Below are 19,753 nucleotides of genomic sequence, written 5' to 3'. Positions count from 1 at the left end.
CCGACTTCAGGGAGCAGTGTCGTCGGGGAGCGGGGTCTGCGGGAAGTTCGGACGGGAGGTGCCGGCATCGGGCCCGGCCGCGTCGGCGTCGGGGAGCGTCCCGGCGGGGAAGTGCTTGCCGACCAGCTGGCGGATCGCGTCGAGCATGCGGGTGCCGGACTCGCGGGCCTGCTCGTCCCAGCCGAAGACGCAGGTGGTGAGGACGCCGTCGAAGCCGATCCCCGCCAGGGCGGCGAAGGCCTCGTCGAACTCGACGTCCCCGCGGCCGATCTCCATGTGCTGGTGGACGCGGGTGGTGTTGCCCGGCGGGTTGGTGATGTAGCGCAGCCCGTCGGAGGCCCGGTGGTCCATCGAGTCGGCGACGTGCACGTGCGTGAGCAGCTCGCCGGCGTCCGCGATGATCCCCGGGGCGTCGTCGCCCTGGTGGAACGTGTGCGGCAGGCAGTACAGGAAGGAGACGCAGGGTGAGTCGATGCCGCGGATCATGTCGAGCGCCGGGAGGCCGAGCTCGATGAAGTCGTCCGGGTGCGGCTCCAGCGCCAGCTTGACGCCCTCCCGCTCGAAGACCGGGAGCAGGTCCTCCATCGACCGCCAGAACATCGCCTCGGCGAGCTCCGGGGCCTCCGGCCGGCCGTTGAACTCCGAGTTCATCGTGTCCACGCCGAGCTCGACGCAGATCTCGATGGCCCGCTTCCAGTAGCGGACGGCGGCCTGCCGCTCCACCTCACCCGGGCCCGACCAGCGCATCACCGGCAGCAGCGAGGTGACGCCCACGCCGGCGTCGGCCAGCTTCGACCGGAAGGCGCGCACCGTGGCGGTGTCGACCCGCGGGTGCTTGAAGAACGGGATGAAGTCCTCGCGGGGGGAGAGCTCGATCCACTCGTAGCCCATGCCGGCCACCACGTCGGGCAGCTCCAGCAGCGGCGTGGTCCGCAGCATCTGCGGGTCCAGGGCGATCCTCATGACGGCGTGCCCTCCCGCGGCTGGAGCCGGACCTCGGTGCGCTGACCGGAGCGCAGCGCCTCGACGCCGGCCGCGCACACCGCCTGGGCGGCGTAGCCGTCCCACGCGCCGGGCCCGTCGACCTCGCCGCGGCGGGCGGCGTCGACCCACCGCTGCAGTTCGATGTCGTAGGCGCGGCCGAACCGCTGCCGGAAATCCGGCGCGATGCCGGTCGACCGGGTCGCGGCGGGGTCCCCGCCGGACGTGCGGACCAGGCCGGCGTCGAGGCCGATCATCGCGCTGCCGTCCTCGCCGACCACCTCGGTGCGCACCTCGTAGCCGACCCCGGTGCTGACGAAGCACTCGACGTCGACCATCCGGCCGCCGGTCGTCTCGAACAGCACCAGCAGCGGGTCGGACTGGCCGGCGACGGCGCGGCGGGTCGCCCTGGGCCGCAGCACGGTCACCGCGGCGATCTCCTCGTCGAGGAGGAACCGGGCGACGTCGACCTCGTGCACCACCGAGTCGTTGACCATCATCTCGCTGGTGAAGTGCGGCGGGACGGCGGCGTTGCGGTGCGCGCAGTGCACCAGCAGCGGCTCGCCGAGCACGCCGGCGTCGATCAGCGCCTTGAGCTCGGCGTACTCGGGGTCGAAGCGGCGCATGAAGCCGACCTGCACCAATCGCCGGCCGGTGCGCGCGGCGTACTCGTCCTCGGCGCGCACGAGGGCCAGCGAGCTGTCGGCCTCCATGGTCAGCGGCTTCTCGCACAGCACCGGCTTGCCCCGCTCGATGCAGGCGAGCACCTGCTCCTCGTGGAACTGGCCGGGGGTGGCGATCAGGACGGCGTCGACGTCGTCGTCGGCGATCGCCGCCAGCGGGTCGCCGATGACCCGGCAGCCGGGCACGGTGGCGGCTACCTGCTCGGCCTTCTCCGTGAAGGCGTCGCTGACCGCGACCACCTGCGCGCCGGAGATGCGGCTGTAGAGCCGGGCGACGTGGTCGGCGCCCATCATCCCGACGCCCAGCACGGCGACCCGCAGGTCGCGGGCCGGGACGTCGGCGAGGTCCGGGAGCGCCCCGGCGCGGGTCTCTGCGGTGGTCACGCCCGGTCCTCCTCGAGGGTGGCGGTCTTGGGGGTGCCGATCTGCAGCGACGGCAGCTGACAGCTGGCGATGTGCCGGTGGGTGCGCTGGGCGATGGGCAGCGGCTGGTCCGGCGGACACGGGTACATGTCCTGCTCGACGATCGCGAAGACGTCCAGCCCGTGCCGCTCGATCGCGTCGAACAGCGGCGGGTAGGCCGGGACCCCGGTCGGCGGCTCCACCATCGCGCCCATCCGCACCGCCTCGGGCCAGACGATGTCCTCGGCGAGGATGCGGTCGATGAGGACCGGGTCGACCTGCTTGAGGTGCAGGTAGCCGATCCGCTCGGGGTACTTGTCGATCAGCTCCAGGTTGTCGCCGCGGTAGTAGCTGACGTGCCCGGTGTCCAGGCACAGCGGCACGTACTGCGGGTCGGTGTCGGCGAGGAACCGCTCGATGTCGCGCTGCCAGCCGACGTGGCTCTCGGCGTGCGGGTGGTAGGCGATGGTGAGCCCGTACTCGTCCCGGATCGCACGAGCCAGCCGGTCCACACCGCTGGTCTTCGCCTGCCACTGCTCGGCCGTGAGTTCGCGGGACTCGACGTCCGCGCCGGTCTTCTGGTCGCGGAAGGTGTCGGGGATGACCACGATGTGGGTGCCGCCCATGGCCTGGGTCAGCGCGGCGACGTCCTTCACCTGACCCCACACCGCGTCCCACGAGTCGGGTCGGTGCAGGTGCTCGAACACGGTGCCGGCGGACACCTGCAGGCCCCGCGCGGCCAGCTCGTCGGACAGCTGCGCCGGGTCGGTGGGCAGGTAGCCGTAGGGGCCCAGCTCGATCCACTCGAAGCCGCAGGCGCTCACCTCGTCGAGGAACCGCTGCCACGGCACCTGTTCGGGGTCGTCGGGGAACCAGACGCCCCACGAGTCGGGCGCCGACCCGACCCGGATCCGGGCCCGGCCCGGCTCCGGGGTGGACTGGTCGGGCGCCGCGGCGTTCTGCACGGTCATCTCTTCTCTCTTCCGGAGGGAGGGACGGATCAGGACGGGGTGGTGCCGGTCTCGGACGGCGCGAGGTAGGCGGGCCGCTGGGCGGCCTTCCAGCGGTCGTAGACCGCGCGCGCCTCCCGGGTGCTCCGCAGGGTGGCGACCTCGCTGACCGGCACGTCCCACCACGACTCGCTGGACGGCGCGTCGACGAGCGGGTCGGTCTCGACGTGCACGACCGTCGTCCGGTCGCTGGCCTTGGCCTTGCGCAGCGCCGCCTCGAAGCTCGGACCGTCCTGGGCGACGAGGACGTCGACGCCCAGGCTGGCGGCGTTGGCGGCGAGGTCGACCGGCAGCACGTCGCCGTCGAGCCGGCCGGAGTCCGACCGGTAGCGGTAGCGGGTGCCGAAGCGCTGGGACCCGAGGGACTCCGACAGCGCGCCGATCGAGGCGAAGCCGTGGTTCTGCACCAGGACGACGACGATCTTGACGCCCTCCTGGACGGCGGTGACCAGCTCGGTCGGCATCATCAGGTAGCCGCCGTCGCCGACCATCACGAAGACGTCGCGGTCGGAGCTGGCCATCCGGATGCCGATGCCGCCGGGGATCTCGTAGCCCATGCAGGAGTACCCGTACTCCACGTGGTAGCCCTTGCGGTCGCGAACCCGCCACATCTTGTGCAGGTCGCCGGGCATGGAGCCCGCGGCGCAGACCACGACGTCCCGCGGGGCGGAGACCTCGTTGACGATGCCGATGACCTCGTTCTGCGTGAGCCGGCCACCCTCGCCCGCGCTGGGCACCTCCGGGTGGTAGGCGGCCTCGACGGTGGCCTCCCACGCGGCGGCGAGCTCCGCGGTGCGCGCCCGGTAGGCGTCGTCGACCGACCAGCCCGCCAGGGCGTCGGTCAGCGCGGTCAGCGTCTCGCGGGCGTCGGCCTGCACGCCCACCCCGGCGTGCTTGACGGCGTCCATCGAGCCGATGTTGACGTTGACGAACCGCACGCCGGGGTCGTTGAAGGCGGTGTGCGAGGCGGTGGTGAAGTCTTGGTACCGGGTGCCGATCCCGATGACGAGGTCGGCCTCGCGGGCCAGCGCGTTGGCCGCCGTGGTCCCGGTGGACCCTATGGCGCCGACCGACTGCGGGTGGTCGTAGGGGAGGGCGCCCTTGCCGGCCTGGGTCTGCCCGACCGGGATGCCGGTGGCCGAGACGAAGGCGTCCAGCTGCTCGGTGGCCCGCGAGTAGATGACGCCGCCGCCGGCGACGACCAGCGGCCGGCGGGCCGAGCGGATCGCCTCGGCGGCGCGGGCCAGCGCGGCCGGCTCCGGCAGCGGCCGGCCCACGTGCCAGGTGCGCTCGGCGAACAGCTCCACCGGCCAGTCGAACGCCTCGGCCTGCACGTCCTGCGGGAAGCAGAGGGTGACCGCGCCGGTCTCGGCCGGGTCGGTGAGCACCCGCATCGCACCGAGCAGGGCGCCGGGCAGCTGCTCGGGCCGCCAGATCCGGTCGAAGTAGCGCGACAGCGGGCGGAAGGCGTCGTTGACGGTCACGTCACCGCTCTCGGGCCGCTCCAGCTCCTGGAGCAGCGGGCCGGCCGAGCGGGTCGCGAAGGTGTCGGCGGGCAGCAGCAGCACCGGCAGCCGGTTGATGGTCGCCAGCGCGGCGCCGGTCAGCATGTTGGTCGAGCCGGGGCCGACGCTGGTGGAGACCGCCCAGGTCTGCAGCCGGTCCTTCGCCCGGGCGTAGGCGACGGCGGTGTGCACGACGGCCTGCTCGTTGCGGCCCAGCACGTACGGCAGCGCGCCGGGCTCGTCGATCTCGGCCTGCAGCAGCGCCTGGCCGAGGCCGGCGACGTTGCCGTGCCCGAAGATGCCGAAGCAGCCGGCGAACAGCCGCTGGCGCTGCCCGTCGCGCTCGGTGTACTGCTGCGCCAGGAAACGGACGACGGCCTGGGACACGGTGAGCCGCACGGTCTCGGTCCGCGCCGACGCGGGGTGCTCGCTCACGGTCGGGGGGCTCCGTCCTGCTCCGTGCCGGCGGGGGAGTGCAGAGGAAGGCGGGGGTCGACCGGCTCGTCCGCCCAGGTACCGCGGATCCAGGTGTGCGCGGGGTCGTCGACGATCCGCCAGAGCCGCTCGGCCCCGGGACCGGCCATGACGTTGAGGTAGTAGAGGTCGTGGCCCGGGGCGGCGATCGTCGGCCCGTGCCAGCCGTGGGGGACGAGCACCACGTCGCGGTCGCGGACCTCGGCCAGCACGTCGATGGGCCGCTCCGGTGTGCCGTAGACCCGTTGGTAGGCCAGGCCCGGCTGACCCTCCGGCCCGGGCGCGACCTCGAAGTAGTAGATCTCCTCGAGCTCGGTCTCCACCTCCGAGCTCTCGTCGTGCTTGTGCGGCGGGTACGACGACCAGTTGCCGCCCGGGGTGATCACCTCGACGGCGATGACCGCGTCGGCCTCGAAGACGTCGGCGGACGCGAAATTGTTCACCTGGCGGCTGCACCGGCCGGCGCCGCGCAGCTCCACCGGCACGTCGGCCGCCGGGACGTAGCGGATCGGCAGCCGCCGGCGGGCACGGGCACCGCAGAGGGCGAAGCGGCCCCCACCGCGGCTGGTCAGCTCCGCGGTGGCCCCGGGCGGGAGGTAGGCGAAGTCGGTCGGGCCGGCGAACACCCCGCTGCGACCGGTGAGGGTCAGCACCTCCCCGTCGCACTCGACGGCGACGCCACCCTCGAGCGGGACGACGAGGACCTCGTCGGGACCGGTCTCCAGGGTGGCGCTCCCGCCCGCAGGGAGTTCGAGCACCCGCAGGCTCGAGTGCCCCCACCCGGCGGACTCCGGGGTCACCTCGAGGGCGTACGGGCCGGCGGCGGCACTGCCGGCGGGCAGGTAGAGCGACTCGGTGGTCGCGGTCATCGGCTGCTCCTCAGGGGTAGGGGGAGGGCGGCCCTCACGAGGGCCCGGCCGTGGCCCCGTCCCGGGACCCGGCCCTCAGCGTGCGAAGGACGGGGAGGACAGGGTCCCTCTTCAGTGCACGAGGCCGACCGCGGTGTCCACCGCGGCAGCGACGTCGTCGTCCGGCGGGTACAGCAGGGTCCGGCCGACGACCAGGCCGCGCACCGCCGGCAGCGCGAGGGCGTCGCGCCACTGCGCGAAGGTCTCCTCGGGCCGGCGGGAGGGGTCGCCGCCGAGCAGCAGCGTGGGCAGGGTCGTGGCGTCCATGACCCGCTCCATCTCGGCGACCACCGGGAGCTTCATCCAGGTGTAGGCCGAGGTCGCGCCGAGGCCCTGCGTGATGTGCACCGACTTGATGACCGCGTCGGGGCTGAGGTCGTTGGTGACCCGGCCGTCGACCCGCCTGGACATGAACGGCTCGAGCATCGCCACGATGCCCGCCCGGGCCAGCTCGGTGACCGCCCGGCCGGAGGTCTCGAGCATCTGCACCGTGCCGGGGTCGTCCAGGTCGATCCGGTTGAGCATCTTGGCCGCGTCGAAGCGGGCCTCGACGACGCCCGCGACGTCGTAGCCGGTCATCCGGTCGTCGAGCTCGAAGCTGGCGCCGGCCAGGCCGCCGCGGTTCATCGAGGCCACGACGACCTTGTCCTCGAGCGCGCCGAGCAGCAGCAGGTCCTCGGCGACGTCGGCGGTGGCCAGCAGGCCGTCCACGCCGGGGCGGGCCAGTGCGGTCCGGAGCCGGTCGAGCATGTCGGTGCGGCTGTTCATCGCCGCGGGCCGCCCCTGCGCCGCGAGCGCGCCGCGGGCGGGGTGGTCGGCGGCGACGAGCATCAGCCGCCCGTCCTCGGGCAGGAAGGTCGGCCGCCGGCGGCGGGCGGCCAGCGCCCGGCGGATGGCCTGCGGGTCGCGGCTGCGGATCTCGGTGACCTCGGCATAGGAGGTGCACACCGGCGGGGCGCCGATGACCTCGGCGGGAGACAGGGCGGTGTCAGACACGAGTGTTCTCCAGGGAGGCGGTGACGTGCTGGTCGATCTCGGCGGCGGTCGGCATGGCGGTGGAGCACTCCAGCCGGGAGGCGACGATCGCGCCGGCGGCGTTGGCGTTGCGCAGGATCCGCTCGAGCGGCAGCCCGGTCAGGAGGCCGTGGCACAGGGAGCCGCCGAACGCGTCACCCGCGCCGAGGCCGTTGACGACCTCGACAGGCGTGGGCGGGACGACGACCCGCTCGGTGCGGGTCTTGCCGAGGACGCCACGCGGGCCCTGCTTGACGATCGCCAGTTCCACACCGGCGTCGAGCAGCGCGTCGGCCGCCCGGTCTGGCTCGGTCTCCCCGACGGCGACCTCGCACTCCTCGCGGTTGCCGACGGCGACGGTCACGTGCGGCAGCGCGGCCCGCACCTGCTCGCTCGCCTCCTCCCGCGACGTCCAGAACACCGGCCGGTAGTCCAGGTCGAGCACGGTGTGCCGGTGCCGTCCCCGGGCCTCCCACGCGGCGTGGTGGGCCGACCGGCTGGGCTCCTCGGACAGCCCGGTCACCGTCGCCCAGAACAGCTCGGCGTCCCGGATGGCCGAGGTGTCGAGGTCCTCGGGGCGGATCTGCAGGTCCGGGGCGGCCGGCCGGCGGTAGAAGTACAGCGGGAAGTCGTCGGGCGGGAAGATCTCGCAGAAGGTGACCGGCGTGGGGTGGGCCGGGTCGACCACCACGAACCGGTCCTCGACGCCGAGGTCGCGCAGCGCCCGGCGGACGAAGCGGCCGAAGGGGTCGTCGCCCACCCCGGTCACCAGGGCGCTGGTGTGGCCCAGGCGCGCCGCAGCGACCGCGACGTTGGCCGCACTGCCGCCGAGGAACTTCCCGAACGTCTCGACGTCCTCCAGTCCGACGCCCACCTGCAGCGGGTAGACGTCGACCCCGCTGCGGCCCATCACCACCATCTCGAGGGTGTCTGCCACGGTGCTCCGTCCCCCTGCTCGTCGTCCGGCTGTCCTCTGGGACTGTGCTCCGGGACACAACGACGTGTCAAGACTTTGTCAGGACATAAAGGCAAACGGATTCCCGGATGTCGGCTGCCCCCCGAAGAGGTGAGGACGACAGGACGTCCTGAGGTGCGATCATGTCTGCGCGGACGCCCGTCACCGGCCGAGCCCACGTGGCCCCGCAGCCGAGGAGGCCCCTGTGCTGATGTTCGACATCGACCGCTCCAGCCCCACGCCGCTGTACTTCCAGCTGGCCCAGGCCATCGAGAGTGCGATCACAGGTGGGGCCCTGCCGGCCGGCTCCCGGCTGGAGAACGAGATCCTGCTGGCCCAGCGCTACGGGCTCTCGCGCCCGACGGTGCGCCGGGCGGTGCAGGAGCTGGTCGACAAGGGGCTGCTGGTCCGCAAGCGCGGCGTGGGCACCCAGGTCATCCAGCCGCACGTGCGCCGCTCGGTCGAGCTGACCAGCCTGTACGACGACCTCTCCCGGTCCGGGGAGGCACCGACGACCGAGGTCCTCTCCCTGGAGCGGCTCCCGGCCCCACCCGACGTGGCCGAGGAGCTGGACGTGGCCGAGGGGGACGAGATCGTCGTGGTGCGGCGGCTGCGCCGCTCACGGGGGGAGCCGCTCGCGCTGCTTACCAACCACCTGCCCGGTCGGTTCGAGCCGACCACCGAGGACCTGACCGAACACGGGCTCTACCAGTACCTGCGGGCCCACGGCGTGCACCTGCGGGTCGCCCACCAGCGCATCGGCGCGCGGCTGGCCCGGGCCGACGAGGCCCGGCTGCTCGACGAGCCGCCGCGGTCGGCCCTGCTGACGATGCAGCGGACGGCCTTCGACGACCAGGGCGTGGCCGTCGAGTACGGCCGGCACGTCTACCGCGCCTCGCGCTACGACTTCGAGACGACGCTCGTCGGCCGCTGAGCCGGGCGTGCCAGGCCCCACGAGGTCTCGGCATGACCTGTGCCACGTCGGCGGCCCCGCGGGTGGTGGCGTCGGCCACTTCTGCTGACTCGTCGTGGGGACACTCACAGCGTCGGGGCGAGAATTGCCAAGCGAATCGGCCGATCATGGGTGTGCAGACATTCGTCCGACACCACGGAGACCGCCATGCAGGGCACCGCATTCGCCTACGCCAACACCACTCCCGACCTGGGCTCGGGGAACTGGCTGCGCCGCCGCCGGGCCGAGCGCCGCGCCGCCCGCGCCCTCGCCCGTGAGCTCGCCGACTACGCCACGGTCAGCGACCGCGACGACCTCGCCGCGCTGATCGCCGGCCGCGGGGTCGCCGACAGCGAGACCGCCGACGTCCTCGTCCACCAGGCGCGCCGGGACCTCTTCCGCGCCCACTGATACAAGGACCCCCTGCCCCCCGCCCCTCGCAGGCTCGCGGCGGGGCCCTGCAGGAGGGCCGCCCGTCCTGCCCACCCTTCGCGAGCTCAGGGCGGGGCCCGGGACGGGGCCGTTCCAGCACGTCACCAGGCTCGCGGCGGGGCCCTGCAGGAGGGCCGCCCGTCCTGCCCACCCTTCGCAGGCGCAGGGTGGGCCCCGGGATGGGGCCTGACGGTCGCGCGCCGAACCCCGCCGACCGACCGCCGGGGCGTCAGGCCTCGAACGGGTTCTCGCCCGCCTCGATCTGCGCGGCGAACTCCCGCAGCGCCGTCCGGTCCGGTGTCGCACCCGCCTGCCGGACGGCGGCGTCCAGCGCTGCCAGGACCTCGTCTGCCGGGCGGCCGGCCATCGCCTCGCCGATGCCGGCCAGAGTGGGGGCTACCCGCTCGCTGACGAGCGCGGCCCGCCGGGGCACCGGCGGCTGCAGGTAGCGGAGCAGCTCCTCCTGGAGTCCGCCCTTCGGTCGGTGCGCCATCTCCGGTCTCCTCGGCCCGCGGGGAGCCCGCCGGGGCGCTCCCGGAGGACGCCTGGTGACGGGCTGCCGCCAGTGGACACCGCCGGTCCCGGCCGGGCAACCCCGCGCTCGCCGGTCGCCGAGGCCTCGTCCAGGACGGCCCAGTACCAACGCCCGGCCGGGAGGACGTCGACCCGAGCTACCGTTATCCCCAACGCAGTCCAGCACGCGGGCGCCGCGTCGCAGTGATGGGGCCGGTCCTCCTGCCGGGCGGGCCGCTGCGTGCCAGGCTGGCGCCCCTCGCGCCCGTGACCGTCGCGCAAGCCACGCGCCACCCCGGGTCCGGGCAGCTCGACCCGGACAGCGAGGCCGAGGTTCTCGCCGCGCTCGACGCCCTGGCCGCCGGGCGGACCGTCCTGACCGTCACCCACCGGGCGGCGCTGCTGGCCCTGCACGACCGGGTCGTGACGATCGAGGACGGCGCCGTCCGCGGCGCGGCCGCCCTCCGGTGAGGGAGGTCCTGCGGCGGCTGCCGCCGGCCCGGACGGCGCTCGCCGTCGCGCTCGGCGCCCTCACCGTGCTCAGCGGCGCGGCCCTGCTGGCGACCTCCGGCGCGCTGATCAGCGGCGCCGCGCAGCGGCCGGCCACGCTGCTGGTGCTGATGCCGCTCATCACGGGCGTGCGGCTGTTCGGCGTCTCCCGCGCCGCGCTGCGCTACGCCGAGCGGCTGGTCTCGCACGACCTCACGCTGCGCCTGGTGGTGCGGGTGCGCGCCGACCTGCTGGCCCGGCCGGTGCCGCTGGCGCCCGCCGCGCTCATCGGCGCGCGGGGCGGGGACCTGCTGGCCCGGGTCCGCGCGGACGTCGACGAACTGCAGGGGGTGTTCCTCCGCCTCGTGGCGCCCACCGCCGTGGCCGTGGTCGCCGGCGGCGTCGCGGTGACCCTGACCGCGCTCGTCTCGGCGCCGCTGGCCGCCGTCCTCGCGGCCGCCCTCCTGCTGCTCGGCGTCCTCGTCCCGGTGGCGGGGCTGCTGTGGCGGGACGGCGCGCCGCGGTCGCCGCGGGGGAGGCCGGCGCCGCCTGCGCAGCGACACCCTGGACCTGCTGCGCGGACTGGCCGACCACGCCGGCGGGGACGGCGGCGCCCGCGCCCTCGGCGTCCTGGAGGACTCGCTGCGGCGGCAGGAGGCGGCCGAGCGGGCCACCGCGGGGCTGCTCGCCGTCACCACCGTGCTGCGCGAGGCGGTCCCCGCGCTCGGCGTCGGGGCGGCGCTGTGGCTCGTCGGGTGGGACGTCGCCACCGGCGCGACCGACCCGGTGCTGCTGGCCGCGAGCGCCCTCGGGGTGCTCGGCGCCTTCGAGGCGGTGGGTGGGCTCGGTGCGGCCTGGAGCGCCGCCGGCGGCATCCGGGCGGCGGCCGATCGGGTCCGGGCCCTCGGGGAGCAGCCGCCGGCGGTCACCGACCCGGCGGCCCCGCTGCCCCCGCCGTCGGGCTCGGCGCTGCGGCTGGAGTCGGTCACCCTGACCCACCGCGGGGCCCGGCGGCTGGCGCTGACCGACGTCGACCTGGCGGTGGCCGAGGGGGAGAGGGTGTGCCTGACCGGCCCGAGCGGAGCCGGCAAGAGCAGCGTCCTCGCGCTGCTGCTGCGCGCCCTCGACCCCGACCGGGGCCGGGTCACGCTCGGCGGCGCCGACCTGCGCGCCCTGGCCCTCGCCGATGTCCGCGCGCGGTCGCCCTGGGCGGCCCAGAGCCCGCAGGTGCTGGGCCGCACGCTGGCCGGCAACCTCCGTCTCGCCCGGGACGACGCGAGCGAGGCGGACCTGCAGGCCGTCCTGCGCGACGTCGGCCTGGCCGGCCTGCTGGGGACCGTCGGGCTGCACGGCTGGGTGGGGGAGTCCGGCGAGCGCCTCTCGGCGGTGGAGCGGGCCCGCGTCGGCGTCGCGCGCGCCCTGCTCAGTCCGGCGCGCGTGCTGCTGCTCGACGAGCCCACCGCCCACCTCGACGCCGCGGCCGCCGGCGCGCTGCTCGACCTGCTGGCCGCCCAGGACCGCACGGTCGTCCTCGTCACCCACTCGACGGCCGGCCTCGACGGGTGCTGGCGGGTGGTCGCCCTGCTTGTGCCGGCACCGCCCGCCGGCGCGCCGCCCGCCCCGCGACCGGGACCGGTGCGCGCCGCCGTCGCGGCACCGACCGGCTGACCTGCCCGCCCCTCGGTGCCGTGCCGCCGCACGTCCGCCAGTCGACCGTTATCCCCAACTGGCGCGACAACGACGCGGTCGAGGGAGAACCGGCCGCGACGACCCGGGGCCCGCCGCCGTCAGGCGGTGGCCCGCCGGGCGCACTCCCGGCAGACCGCCGCCGAGCCCAGGCCGCGCCGCCCGGCCCAGCTGCCCTGCACGACGGCGACCGGCGTGCCGCAGACCGCCACCCACGGCGGCGGGCCGTCGGCGGCCTCCCTCGGGACGGCGTGGGCCAGCCCGCTCTCCTGGTCACGGCCGGCGGCGTGGGCGGGGCCCGTCATGCCCTCAGCATGGGCGTCGCGGACCGATCGCGGCCGACGGGGCGCGGTCCCTTGATCGGCCCCGCCGCCGGGAGCAGGCTGTGACCCACAGCACACAACGGGGCCAGCCGCCAGGAGGTCGTCGTGGAAGCACGCGTCGGTGACCGGATCGTCGTCCGGTCGACACACCAGGGAGAGCCCGAGCGCACCGGCAGGGTGCTCGAGGTGAGGGGAGAGGGCGGGGGGCCGCCCTACGTCGTCCGGTGGGACCCCGACGGGCACACCGGCGTCTTCCACCCGGCCGCTGGGACCTGCGCCGTCGTCCCCGAGCCGGCGAACGGCTGAGCGGCGTGGCCAAGGAGACCGTCGCCGCACCCGGCCCGCGGCCGGCGGACAAGGTCCGGAACGTGGCCCTGGTGGGCCACGCGGCCGCGGGCAAGACCACCCTCGCCGAGGCGCTGCTGGTCGCCACCGGCACGCTGACCCGCGCCGGCCGGGTCGAGGACGGCACCACCTGCCTCGACAGCGAGGAGGTGGAGGTCCGCCAGCAGCGCTCGGTCTCGCTCGGCGTGGCCACCGTCGAGCACGACGGGCACCGCATCACCCTGCTCGACACCCCGGGCTCCCCGGACTTCGTCGGCGAGCTGCGGGCCGGGCTGCGCGCGGCCGACGCCGCGCTCTTCGTCGTCTCCGCGGTCAACGGCGTCGACGCGGGCACCGTGCAGCTGTGGGAGGAGTGCGCGGCGGTCGGCATGCCGCGCGCGGTGGTCATCACCCAGCTCGACCGCGCCCGGGCCGACGTCGAGGAGACCGTCCGGCTGTGCCAGACGATGCTCGGCACGGGCGTCTACCCCGTCCACCTCGTCGACCGCGGCCCGGACGGCAGCGTCTCCGGGGTGGTCAACCTGCTGCAGCCCGGCGCCGAGGCCCCGGACGCCGACCGGCTCCGCAGCGAGCTGATCGAGGGCATCATCGGCGAGAGCGAGGACGAGGCGCTCATGGAGCGCTACCTCGCCGGCGACGAGCTGGTCCAGGGCGACCTGATGAGCGACCTGGAGACCGCGGTCGCGCGCGGCCACTTCCACCCCGTGCTCTGCGCCGCCCCGCTCCAGGGCGTCGGCCTCGACTCGCTGCTCTACCTGCTGGTGAACGGCTTCCCGTGCCCGATGGAGCACGGCTGCCCGCCGGTCACCCGCCCCGACGGCAGGCCGGCGCCGCCGCTGTCCTGCGACCCGGACGGCCCGCTGGTCGCCGAGGTGGTCAAGACGACGACCGACCCCTACCTCGGCCGCGTCTCCCTGGTCCGTGTCTTCTCCGGCACGCTGCGGCCGGACACCCCGGTGCACGTCTCCGGGCACGGCATGGCCGACCGCGGGCACCCCGACCACGACGTCGACGAGCGGATCGGCGCGGTGAGCTCGCCGCTGGGCGCGACCCTCCGCCCGGTCGGGGCCTGCCCGGCGGGCGACATCTGCGCCGTCGCCCGGCTCACCGCGGCCGAGACCGGCGACACGCTCTCCTCGACCGACGACCCGCGGCTGGTCCCGCCGTGGGACCTGCCCACACCGCAGCTGCCGGTCGCGGTGGAGGCCGCGTCCCGGGCCGACGAGGACCGGCTCGCCACGGCCCTGTCCCGGCTGGTCGCCGAGGACCCGACGGTGCGGCTCGAGCGCCGTCCCGACACCGGGCAGCTGCTGCTCTGGTGCGTCGGGGAGGCGCACACCGAGGTGCTGCTGGAACGGCTGCGCACCCGGCACGGCGTCGCGGTCAACACCGTCCCGGTGCGGGTGCCCATGGTGGAGACCCTCGCCGGGTCGGCGCGGGTCACCGGCCGGCACGTCAAGCAGTCCGGCGGGCACGGCCAGTACGCGGTCGTGGTGGTCGAGGCCGAGCCCGGGCCGCCCGGCTCCGGCGTCGTCTTCGAGCAGCGCATCGTCGGCGGCACCGTGCCCAGCCAGTTCCACGGCAGCGTGGAGAAGGGCATCCGGACCCAGGCCGAGCGCGGCGTCAGCGGCGACCGCCCGATCGTCGACGTCCACGTCACCCTCGTCGACGGCAAGGCGCACTCGGTCGACTCCTCCGACGCGGCGTTCCAGGCCGCCGGCGCGCTGGCGCTGCGCGAAGCGGCCGGGGCGGCCGGCACCCGGGTGCTCGAGCCGTGGTGCGAGGTGCAGGTGGCGGTGCCGGGGGAGTACGTCGGTGCCGTGATGAGCGACCTGTCCGGACGGCGGGCGCGGGTCACCGGCAGCGACGCCGACCCCGAGCGCGACCGGACGACGGTGCGCGCCGAGGTGCCCGAGGTCGAGCTGCTCGGCTACGCCGGGGCGCTGCGCTCGGTCTCCCACGGCACCGGCAGCTTCACCCGCCGCCCGCTGGGGTACGAACCGGCGCCCGCGTCGCTCACCGCCGTCCCGGCCTGACGAAAGGACCCCCCTGCCCCCCGCGAGCCTGCGAGCGGCGGGGGGTGGCCGTGGGCTGCCGGTGCGCCCCCCCGGGGAGTGTCGGCGCGGGACACTAGCCTCGGGAGCCGGTGTCCAGCGGGTGCGGAGGTGTCGTGACGTCGTCCAACGGGCCGTCGGCCGCAGCCTCGGCCCGGCGGGCGTCGGTGGTGTCCGACCGCAACGTGCTGCCCGACCGGGTCTGGACGCTGCCCAACGCGCTCTCGGTGCTGCGGCTGCTCGGCGTGCCCCTGTTCCTGTGGCTGCTGCTCGGGCCGCAGGCCGACGGCTGGGCCGTGGTCGTGCTCATGGTCTCCGGCGCCACCGACTGGGCCGACGGCAAGCTGGCCCGGGCGCTGGGGCAGTCCAGCCGGCTGGGGGCGCTGCTCGACCCGGCCGCCGACCGGCTCTACATCGTCGCCACGCTGATCGCCTTCGTGCTGCGCGACGTCGTCCCGCTGTGGCTGGTCGCCGTCCTGGTCGGCCGCGAGCTGGTGCTGGGCCTGGCGCTCATGGTGCTGCGCGCCCACGGCTACCCGCCGCTGCAGGTGCACTACCTGGGCAAGGCGGCCACGTTCATCCTGCTCTACGCCTTCCCGCTGCTGCTGCTCGCCGACGGCGACGGCCCGGTCGCGGCCGTCACGGCGCCCGTGGCATGGGCGCTGACCGTGTGGGGCAGCGCCCTCTACCTCCTCGCCGGCGTCTTCTACGTCGTCCAGGTCGCCGGGCTGGTCCGGGCCGACCGGTCGGCCGGGGCCGCGCCGTGACCACGGTGCAGCGCGGCGGGGGACCACGCTCGCTGGGCGCCTCGCTGCTCGACCAGGTGCTGGCCGAGACCCTCGACCCCGCCTACGCCCAGGCCGCCCGGGCCAGGGAGGCGCGCGCCGCGGGGGAACCGGCCCCGCCGCCCCGGCGGTGGAGCCGGGGGGCACCGGCCGTCGCCGCGGTGATGGCCGTCGCCGGCGTCCTGCTCGCGGTCACCTACGACCAGGCCGCGGCCGGCGCCCAGGGCCGCGAGCAGGTGCGCGCGACGCTGGTCGCCGAGGTCGAGGGGGAGTCGGAGACCACCGACGGGCTCGCCGCCGACCTCGAGGCGCTGCGCGCCGACGTCACCGCCGCCCGCGACGCCGCGCTCGCCGCCACCGTCGTCGGGCAGCGCGCCCTCGACCGGCTCGAGGACGCCGAGCTCGCCGCCGGGGCGCTCCCGGTGAGCGGCCCGGGCCTGCTGGTCACCCTCGCCGACGCCGAGCCCGACGCCGACGAGGACCCGGTCGGCGGGACGGCGGAGGCCGACCCCCGGGGGCAGGTGCGCGACGGCGACCTGCAGCTGGTGGTCAACGCGCTCTGGGCGGCCGGCGCCGAGGCGGTCAGCATCAACGGCCAGCGGCTCGGGCCGACGACGGCGATCCGCTTCGCCGGCGAGGCGGTCCTCGTCGACTTCCGGCCGGTCACCAACCCCTACCTGGTGAGCGCGGTCGGCGACCCCGCCACGCTGCGCGGCCGGTTCCTCGCCAGCCCCGAGGTCGGCGCGCTCGCCGTCATCTCCGAGACCTACGGACTGCGCTTCGAGTTCGCCCAGGAGGACGAGCTGTCCCTGCCCGTCGGGAGCCCACCCGAGCTCCGCTCGGCCGTCCCGGTGTCCGAGGTGCCGCCCGCCCCGGCCCCCGAGCCCGCGCCGGGGGGCTGACCGTGATCCCCATCCTCGGCCTGGCCATCGGCATCGCGCTCGGCCTGCTGTTCGACCCCACCGTGCCGCTGTGGCTGCAGCCCTACCTGCCGATCGCCGTGGTCGCCGCCCTCGACGCGGTCTTCGGCGGCTTCCGTGCCCGCCTCGACGGGATCTTCGACGCGAAGGTGTTCGTCATCTCGTTCGTGTCCAACGTCGTGGTCGCCGCGCTCGTGGTGTTCCTCGGCGACCAGCTCGGCGTCGGCGCGCAGCTGTCCACCGCGGTGGTCGTTGTCCTCGGCATCCGCATCTTCGGCAACGCCGCGGCCATCCGCCGGCACGTGTTCCGGGCATGAGCGAGCAGCCACGCCCGGGTCCCGGGCCCGACGAGGCGCCCGACGACGGCGCCGGCGCCCGGCCGGCCCCGCCGCCGGAGGAGGCGCCCGTCGCCGACCCCGGGCCGCCCGCCGCGGAGGCCGCACCCCCGGCGTCCCCGCCCGAGCAACCCGCCGCCCTCGGGCCGCTGGCGCGGCTCCGCCGCCGGCGCGACCCGCTGGCCGCCGCGCTGATCGGCGTCCTCACCCTGCTGCTCGGGTTCGCCTTCGCCGTCCAGGTGCGCACCACCGGGACGGGGGAGGACTACTCGGCCCTCCGCGAGGAGGACCTCGTCCGCATCCTCGACGACCTCGACGCCCGCGAGGACCGGCTGCGCGCGCAGATCGCCGACCAGCGGACCGCGCTGCGCCAGCTCAACAGCGACGACAGCCAGTCCGCGGCCGCGCTGCAGGAGACCCAGGAGCGCGCCGAGGCCCTGGGCATCCTCAACGGCACCGTCGCCGCCCAGGGCCCGGGGCTGCTCATGATCATCCGCGACCCGGAGGGCCGGGTGCGCGTCGCCGACCTGCTCGACGCCGTCCAGGAGCTGCGCGGCGCCGGCGCGGAGACGATGCAGATCGACGGGGTCCGTGTCGGGGTGTCGACGGCGGTCACCGGCGAGCCCGGGCAACTGCGGGTCGAGGGCAGCGAGGTCGACAGCCCCTACGAGATCCGGGTCATCGGCTCGCCGCAGGACCTGGAGACGGCGATGAACATCCCCGGCGGCGTCGTCGACCGGGTCGGCCGCCAGGGCGGCACCGTCGACATCGAGCAGTCCGAGACCGTCGTCGTCGACGCGTTGCGGCAGTTGGACCGGCCTCAATACGCTCAGCCCGACACCGACGCCGGCGACTGACGCCGTGCCGGACCCCCGCCTCCGTCCCCGACGAGGAGCCGCCGCATGACCACGCCCGACGACCGCCGCTACACCGAGCAGCACGAGTGGGCCCTGCTGCAGCCGGGTGGGGGCGAGGGCGCCGTCGTGCGGGTCGGCATCACCGACCACGCCCAGGACGCGCTGGGGGACATCGTCTTCGTCCAGCTGCCCGAGGTCGGCACCGAGGTCACGCCCGGCAACGCGATCGGCGAGGTCGAGTCGACCAAGTCGGTCTCCGACGTCTACGCGCCCGTCGCCGGCGTCGTCGCCGCGGTCAACGAGGCCCTCACCGACGCGCCCGACACCATCAACGCCGACCCCTACGGGGCCGGGTGGCTGGTCGAGATCACCGTCGCGGGGGAGGGCAGCGACCCGACCGCGGAGCTGATGGACGCGGCCGCCTACCAGGCCCTGGTGGACGCGAGCTGACCCGCGCGGCGGGTCCGCACCAGCCGCCCCCCAGGCCCCGGCACCGGTCACTATGCTGCCGTCCGGGGCGCCGCGGAGCCCGCCGAGTGACCGCTGAGCCTCACCCTGTACGTTCGGTTGACCCTCGGGTCGGCCGCTGGTTCCATGACCCACGGCCCGCCGCGCTCGACGCGGCGACCGACCCGCGACGGGCCGTCCGGCCCGCCGTCCGCCGGCCGCCCGCGGCCACATCCCAGGTCCGCGGCGGTGCCACCCCCTGCACCGGAGGAGACAGACGTGCACTGCACTCGCTGTGGCCACAACAACCCCGAGGGCAGTCGCTTCTGCGCGCAGTGCGGTGCGGCGCTGTCCCAGGAGCGGATCGGCGAGTCCACCAGCGTCATCCCCAAGGTGGGTGGCGAGGACTCCGCGGAGACGCCCGAGGTCACCGAGGCAGACGCCCACGCCGGCGCGGTTGAGTCGCTGCCTGCGGGCTCGGCCCTGCTCGTCGTCAAGCGCGGCCCGAACGCCGGCAGCCGCTTCCTGCTCGACCAGGACGTCACCACCGCCGGCCGGCACCCCGACAGCGACATCTTCCTCGACGACGTGACCGTCAGCCGCCGGCACGTGGAGTTCCACCGCGAGGGTGGCGGCTTCTCCGTGCACGACGTCGGCAGCCTCAACGGCACCTACGTCAACCGCGAGCCGGTCGACGTCGCGACGCTGGCCGGGGGCGACGAGGTCCAGATCGGCAAGTTCCGCCTCGTCTACCTGACCGGTCCGCGCACGGGCGAGCCCGCCGGCGTGTGATCCGGCGCGCGGCCACGGGGACGGGGACGGTGCCGACGGCACGGACGGCGGCGTGAACGCGGTGCCCTCGCGCGCCGACGCGGCCGGGGAGCCCGACGGCCGGCACGCGCCACGCCTGACCATCGGCGAGGTGCTCAACGTGCTGCGCGAGGACTTCCCCGACGTCTCGATCAGCAAGATCCGGTACCTCGAGTCCGAGGACCTGGTGCACCCCCAGCGCACGCCGTCGGGGTACCGGAAGTTCTCCTCGGCCGACGTGGCCCGGCTGCGGTACGTGCTGGCCGCCCAGCGCGACCGGTACCTGCCGCTGCGGGTCATCAAGGAGCACCTCGAGGCGCTCGACCGGGGCGAGCCGCTGCCCGGCAGCACGCCCCCGGCCGCGCCGCCGCCCGAGGAGGACACCGACACCGGCAGCCTGACCGGCGAGCAGTTCGCGCGGGCCTCCGGGCTGGAGGCCGGGCAGCTGGCCGCCTGCGTGCAGTTCGGGCTGCTCACCCCCGACGCCGACGGCCGGCACCCGGCCGCCGACCTGCCGATCGCGCGGGCGGCGGCGGGGCTGGCCCGCCACGGCATCGAGCCGCGGCACCTGCGGGTCTACCAGAACGGCGCCGAGCGGGAGGCCGGGCTGGTCGAGCAGCTGGTCGCCCCGGTGCTGCGGGCCCGCTCGGAGGAGGCCCGCAACCGGGCCACCGAGAAGCTCCGCGAGCTCGCCGCCCTCTCCGCCCAGCTGCACGGTGCGCTGCTGGAGGCACGCCTGCGGGATCTCCTGCGCCCCTGACTCGGGCGTACCGTGGTCGGGGCCGGGCACTGAGTCCACGGCCCCGGCGCCGACCCGCCGTCCACCAGCCGCCCGTCCCGATCCACCGCCCGTTCCCGGGCCGCAGCTGAGGG

The 19,753-nt window shown here is 75.5% G+C and carries 22 protein-coding genes; 13 read left to right on the top strand and 9 right to left on the bottom strand.

The annotated features are described in order from the left end of the window. Window positions 1–6: 6 nt before the first annotated feature. The 7 genes from BLW63_RS16975 to iolC form a co-directional block, all read right to left on the bottom strand. On the bottom strand, window positions 7–963 hold the full coding sequence (locus BLW63_RS16975; RefSeq protein ID WP_091158783.1) for a sugar phosphate isomerase/epimerase family protein: 957 nt from the start codon (window positions 961–963) through the stop codon (window positions 7–9). Then, window positions 960–2,048 (bottom strand): Gfo/Idh/MocA family protein, encoded by a 1,089-nt coding sequence (locus BLW63_RS16970; protein ID WP_091158780.1) that lies wholly within the window; start codon window positions 2,046–2,048, stop codon window positions 960–962. The genes BLW63_RS16975 and BLW63_RS16970 overlap by 4 nt, the downstream gene beginning before the upstream one ends. Continuing rightward, window positions 2,045–3,037 (bottom strand): TIM barrel protein, encoded by a 993-nt coding sequence (locus tag BLW63_RS16965; RefSeq protein WP_091158776.1) that lies wholly within the window; start codon window positions 3,035–3,037, stop codon window positions 2,045–2,047. The genes BLW63_RS16970 and BLW63_RS16965 overlap by 4 nt, the downstream gene beginning before the upstream one ends. 29 nt (window positions 3,038–3,066) lie before the next feature. Then, window positions 3,067–5,016 carry a 3D-(3,5/4)-trihydroxycyclohexane-1,2-dione acylhydrolase (decyclizing) gene (gene iolD, locus BLW63_RS16960; RefSeq protein WP_091158774.1) on the bottom strand — a complete coding sequence of 650 codons (1,950 nt, stop codon included), beginning with the start codon at window positions 5,014–5,016 and terminating at the stop codon, window positions 3,067–3,069. Beyond that, window positions 5,013–5,924, bottom strand: a complete 912-nt coding sequence (iolB, locus tag BLW63_RS16955; protein ID WP_091158771.1) for a 5-deoxy-glucuronate isomerase — start codon at window positions 5,922–5,924, stop codon at window positions 5,013–5,015. Before iolB ends, iolD begins: the two co-directional genes overlap by 4 nt. A gap of 111 nt (window positions 5,925–6,035) precedes the next feature. Next, complete coding sequence (locus tag BLW63_RS16950) at window positions 6,036–6,959, bottom strand: class I fructose-bisphosphate aldolase (protein WP_091158769.1); 924 nt, start codon at window positions 6,957–6,959, stop codon at window positions 6,036–6,038. Next, window positions 6,952–7,914: a 5-dehydro-2-deoxygluconokinase gene (iolC, locus tag BLW63_RS16945; protein WP_211517140.1), complete on the bottom strand. Its 963-nt coding sequence runs from the start codon at window positions 7,912–7,914 to the stop codon at window positions 6,952–6,954. Before iolC ends, BLW63_RS16950 begins: the two co-directional genes overlap by 8 nt. A gap of 229 nt (window positions 7,915–8,143) precedes the next feature. Between iolC and BLW63_RS16940 the strand changes: the two genes are divergently transcribed. Then, on the top strand, window positions 8,144–8,866 hold the full coding sequence (locus BLW63_RS16940) for a GntR family transcriptional regulator (RefSeq protein WP_170856821.1): 723 nt from the start codon (window positions 8,144–8,146) through the stop codon (window positions 8,864–8,866). 186 nt (window positions 8,867–9,052) lie between these two features. After that, complete coding sequence (locus BLW63_RS16935) at window positions 9,053–9,295, top strand: hypothetical protein (RefSeq protein ID WP_091158764.1); 243 nt, start codon at window positions 9,053–9,055, stop codon at window positions 9,293–9,295. A 250-nt stretch (window positions 9,296–9,545) separates the two neighbouring features. Here the strand turns inward: BLW63_RS16935 and BLW63_RS16930 are convergent, their stop codons facing one another. Beyond that, window positions 9,546–9,809 (bottom strand): hypothetical protein, encoded by a 264-nt coding sequence (locus BLW63_RS16930; RefSeq protein WP_091158761.1) that lies wholly within the window; start codon window positions 9,807–9,809, stop codon window positions 9,546–9,548. A 287-nt stretch (window positions 9,810–10,096) separates the two neighbouring features. On the opposite strand from BLW63_RS16930, the gene BLW63_RS16925 reads away from it, so the two are divergent. After that, complete coding sequence (locus BLW63_RS16925) at window positions 10,097–10,300, top strand: hypothetical protein (RefSeq protein ID WP_139263617.1); 204 nt, start codon at window positions 10,097–10,099, stop codon at window positions 10,298–10,300. 717 nt (window positions 10,301–11,017) lie between these two features. Beyond that, window positions 11,018–11,986: an ATP-binding cassette domain-containing protein gene (locus BLW63_RS16920; protein WP_091158756.1), complete on the top strand. Its 969-nt coding sequence runs from the start codon at window positions 11,018–11,020 to the stop codon at window positions 11,984–11,986. Between the two features lie 119 nt (window positions 11,987–12,105). On the opposite strand, the gene BLW63_RS16915 is transcribed toward BLW63_RS16920, so the two are convergent. Next, window positions 12,106–12,309, bottom strand: coding sequence for a hypothetical protein (locus BLW63_RS16915; protein WP_091158753.1), 204 nt, complete (start codon window positions 12,307–12,309; stop codon window positions 12,106–12,108). 123 nt (window positions 12,310–12,432) lie between these two features. Between BLW63_RS16915 and BLW63_RS16910 the strand changes: the two genes are divergently transcribed. The 9 genes from BLW63_RS16910 (at window position 12,433) to ftsR (ending at window position 19,640) form a co-directional block, all read left to right on the top strand. Next, window positions 12,433–12,633 (top strand): DUF1918 domain-containing protein, encoded by a 201-nt coding sequence (locus tag BLW63_RS16910; protein ID WP_091158750.1) that lies wholly within the window; start codon window positions 12,433–12,435, stop codon window positions 12,631–12,633. Window positions 12,634–12,638: 5 nt separating this feature from the next. Beyond that, a complete protein-coding gene (locus tag BLW63_RS16905; protein ID WP_091158748.1) occupies window positions 12,639–14,708 on the top strand; it encodes an elongation factor G-like protein EF-G2 in 2,070 nt (689 codons plus the stop codon). Window positions 14,709–14,842: 134 nt separating this feature from the next. Beyond that, complete coding sequence (gene clsA, locus BLW63_RS16900) at window positions 14,843–15,493, top strand: cardiolipin synthase ClsA (RefSeq protein ID WP_211517139.1); 651 nt, start codon at window positions 14,843–14,845, stop codon at window positions 15,491–15,493. Beyond that, complete coding sequence (locus BLW63_RS16895) at window positions 15,490–16,413, top strand: DUF881 domain-containing protein (RefSeq protein WP_091158745.1); 924 nt, start codon at window positions 15,490–15,492, stop codon at window positions 16,411–16,413. Before clsA ends, BLW63_RS16895 begins: the two co-directional genes overlap by 4 nt. Window positions 16,414–16,415: 2 nt before the next feature. Continuing rightward, complete coding sequence (locus BLW63_RS16890) at window positions 16,416–16,748, top strand: small basic family protein (RefSeq protein ID WP_091158743.1); 333 nt, start codon at window positions 16,416–16,418, stop codon at window positions 16,746–16,748. Continuing rightward, window positions 16,745–17,623 carry a DUF881 domain-containing protein gene (locus BLW63_RS16885; RefSeq protein ID WP_091158741.1) on the top strand — a complete coding sequence of 293 codons (879 nt, stop codon included), beginning with the start codon at window positions 16,745–16,747 and terminating at the stop codon, window positions 17,621–17,623. The genes BLW63_RS16890 and BLW63_RS16885 overlap by 4 nt, the downstream gene beginning before the upstream one ends. Before the next feature lie 45 nt (window positions 17,624–17,668). Further along, the gene (gene gcvH, locus BLW63_RS16880) at window positions 17,669–18,073 is read left to right on the top strand and encodes a glycine cleavage system protein GcvH (RefSeq protein ID WP_091158739.1); all 405 of its coding nucleotides are present in this window, start codon (window positions 17,669–17,671) and stop codon (window positions 18,071–18,073) included. 276 nt (window positions 18,074–18,349) lie between these two features. Next, the gene (gene odhI, locus BLW63_RS16875) at window positions 18,350–18,862 is read left to right on the top strand and encodes an oxoglutarate dehydrogenase inhibitor Odhl (RefSeq protein WP_091158736.1); all 513 of its coding nucleotides are present in this window, start codon (window positions 18,350–18,352) and stop codon (window positions 18,860–18,862) included. Window positions 18,863–18,914: 52 nt separating this feature from the next. Further along, window positions 18,915–19,640 carry a transcriptional regulator FtsR gene (gene ftsR / locus BLW63_RS16870; protein ID WP_244522634.1) on the top strand — a complete coding sequence of 242 codons (726 nt, stop codon included), beginning with the start codon at window positions 18,915–18,917 and terminating at the stop codon, window positions 19,638–19,640. Window positions 19,641–19,753 lie beyond the last annotated feature (113 nt).

The sequence above is a fragment of the Geodermatophilus africanus genome (assembly GCF_900107105.1).
Classification (GTDB): Bacteria; Actinomycetota; Actinomycetes; order Mycobacteriales; family Geodermatophilaceae; genus Geodermatophilus; species Geodermatophilus africanus.
The sequence above is the reverse complement of the archived record's forward strand: the minus strand, read 5'-3'. Positions and strand labels throughout refer to the sequence as shown.

Excerpts from the sequence above, each read along its gene's own strand:
- BLW63_RS16885 (WP_091158741.1), top strand. The coding sequence starts at position 16,745 with ATGAGCGAGCAGCCACGCCCGGGTCCCGGGCCCGACGAGGCGCCCGAC.
- BLW63_RS16930 (WP_091158761.1), bottom strand. The coding sequence starts at position 9,809 with ATGGCGCACCGACCGAAGGGCGGACTCCAGGAGGAGCTGCTCCGCTAC.
- BLW63_RS16940 (WP_170856821.1), top strand. The coding sequence starts at position 8,144 with ATGTTCGACATCGACCGCTCCAGCCCCACGCCGCTGTACTTCCAGCTG.
- iolB (WP_091158771.1), bottom strand. The coding sequence starts at position 5,924 with ATGACCGCGACCACCGAGTCGCTCTACCTGCCCGCCGGCAGTGCCGCC.
- BLW63_RS16975 (WP_091158783.1), bottom strand. The coding sequence starts at position 963 with ATGAGGATCGCCCTGGACCCGCAGATGCTGCGGACCACGCCGCTGCTG.
- BLW63_RS16965 (WP_091158776.1), bottom strand. The coding sequence starts at position 3,037 with ATGACCGTGCAGAACGCCGCGGCGCCCGACCAGTCCACCCCGGAGCCG.
- gcvH (WP_091158739.1), top strand. The coding sequence starts at position 17,669 with ATGACCACGCCCGACGACCGCCGCTACACCGAGCAGCACGAGTGGGCC.
- BLW63_RS16935 (WP_091158764.1), top strand. The coding sequence starts at position 9,053 with ATGCAGGGCACCGCATTCGCCTACGCCAACACCACTCCCGACCTGGGC.
- BLW63_RS16915 (WP_091158753.1), bottom strand. The coding sequence starts at position 12,309 with ATGACGGGCCCCGCCCACGCCGCCGGCCGTGACCAGGAGAGCGGGCTG.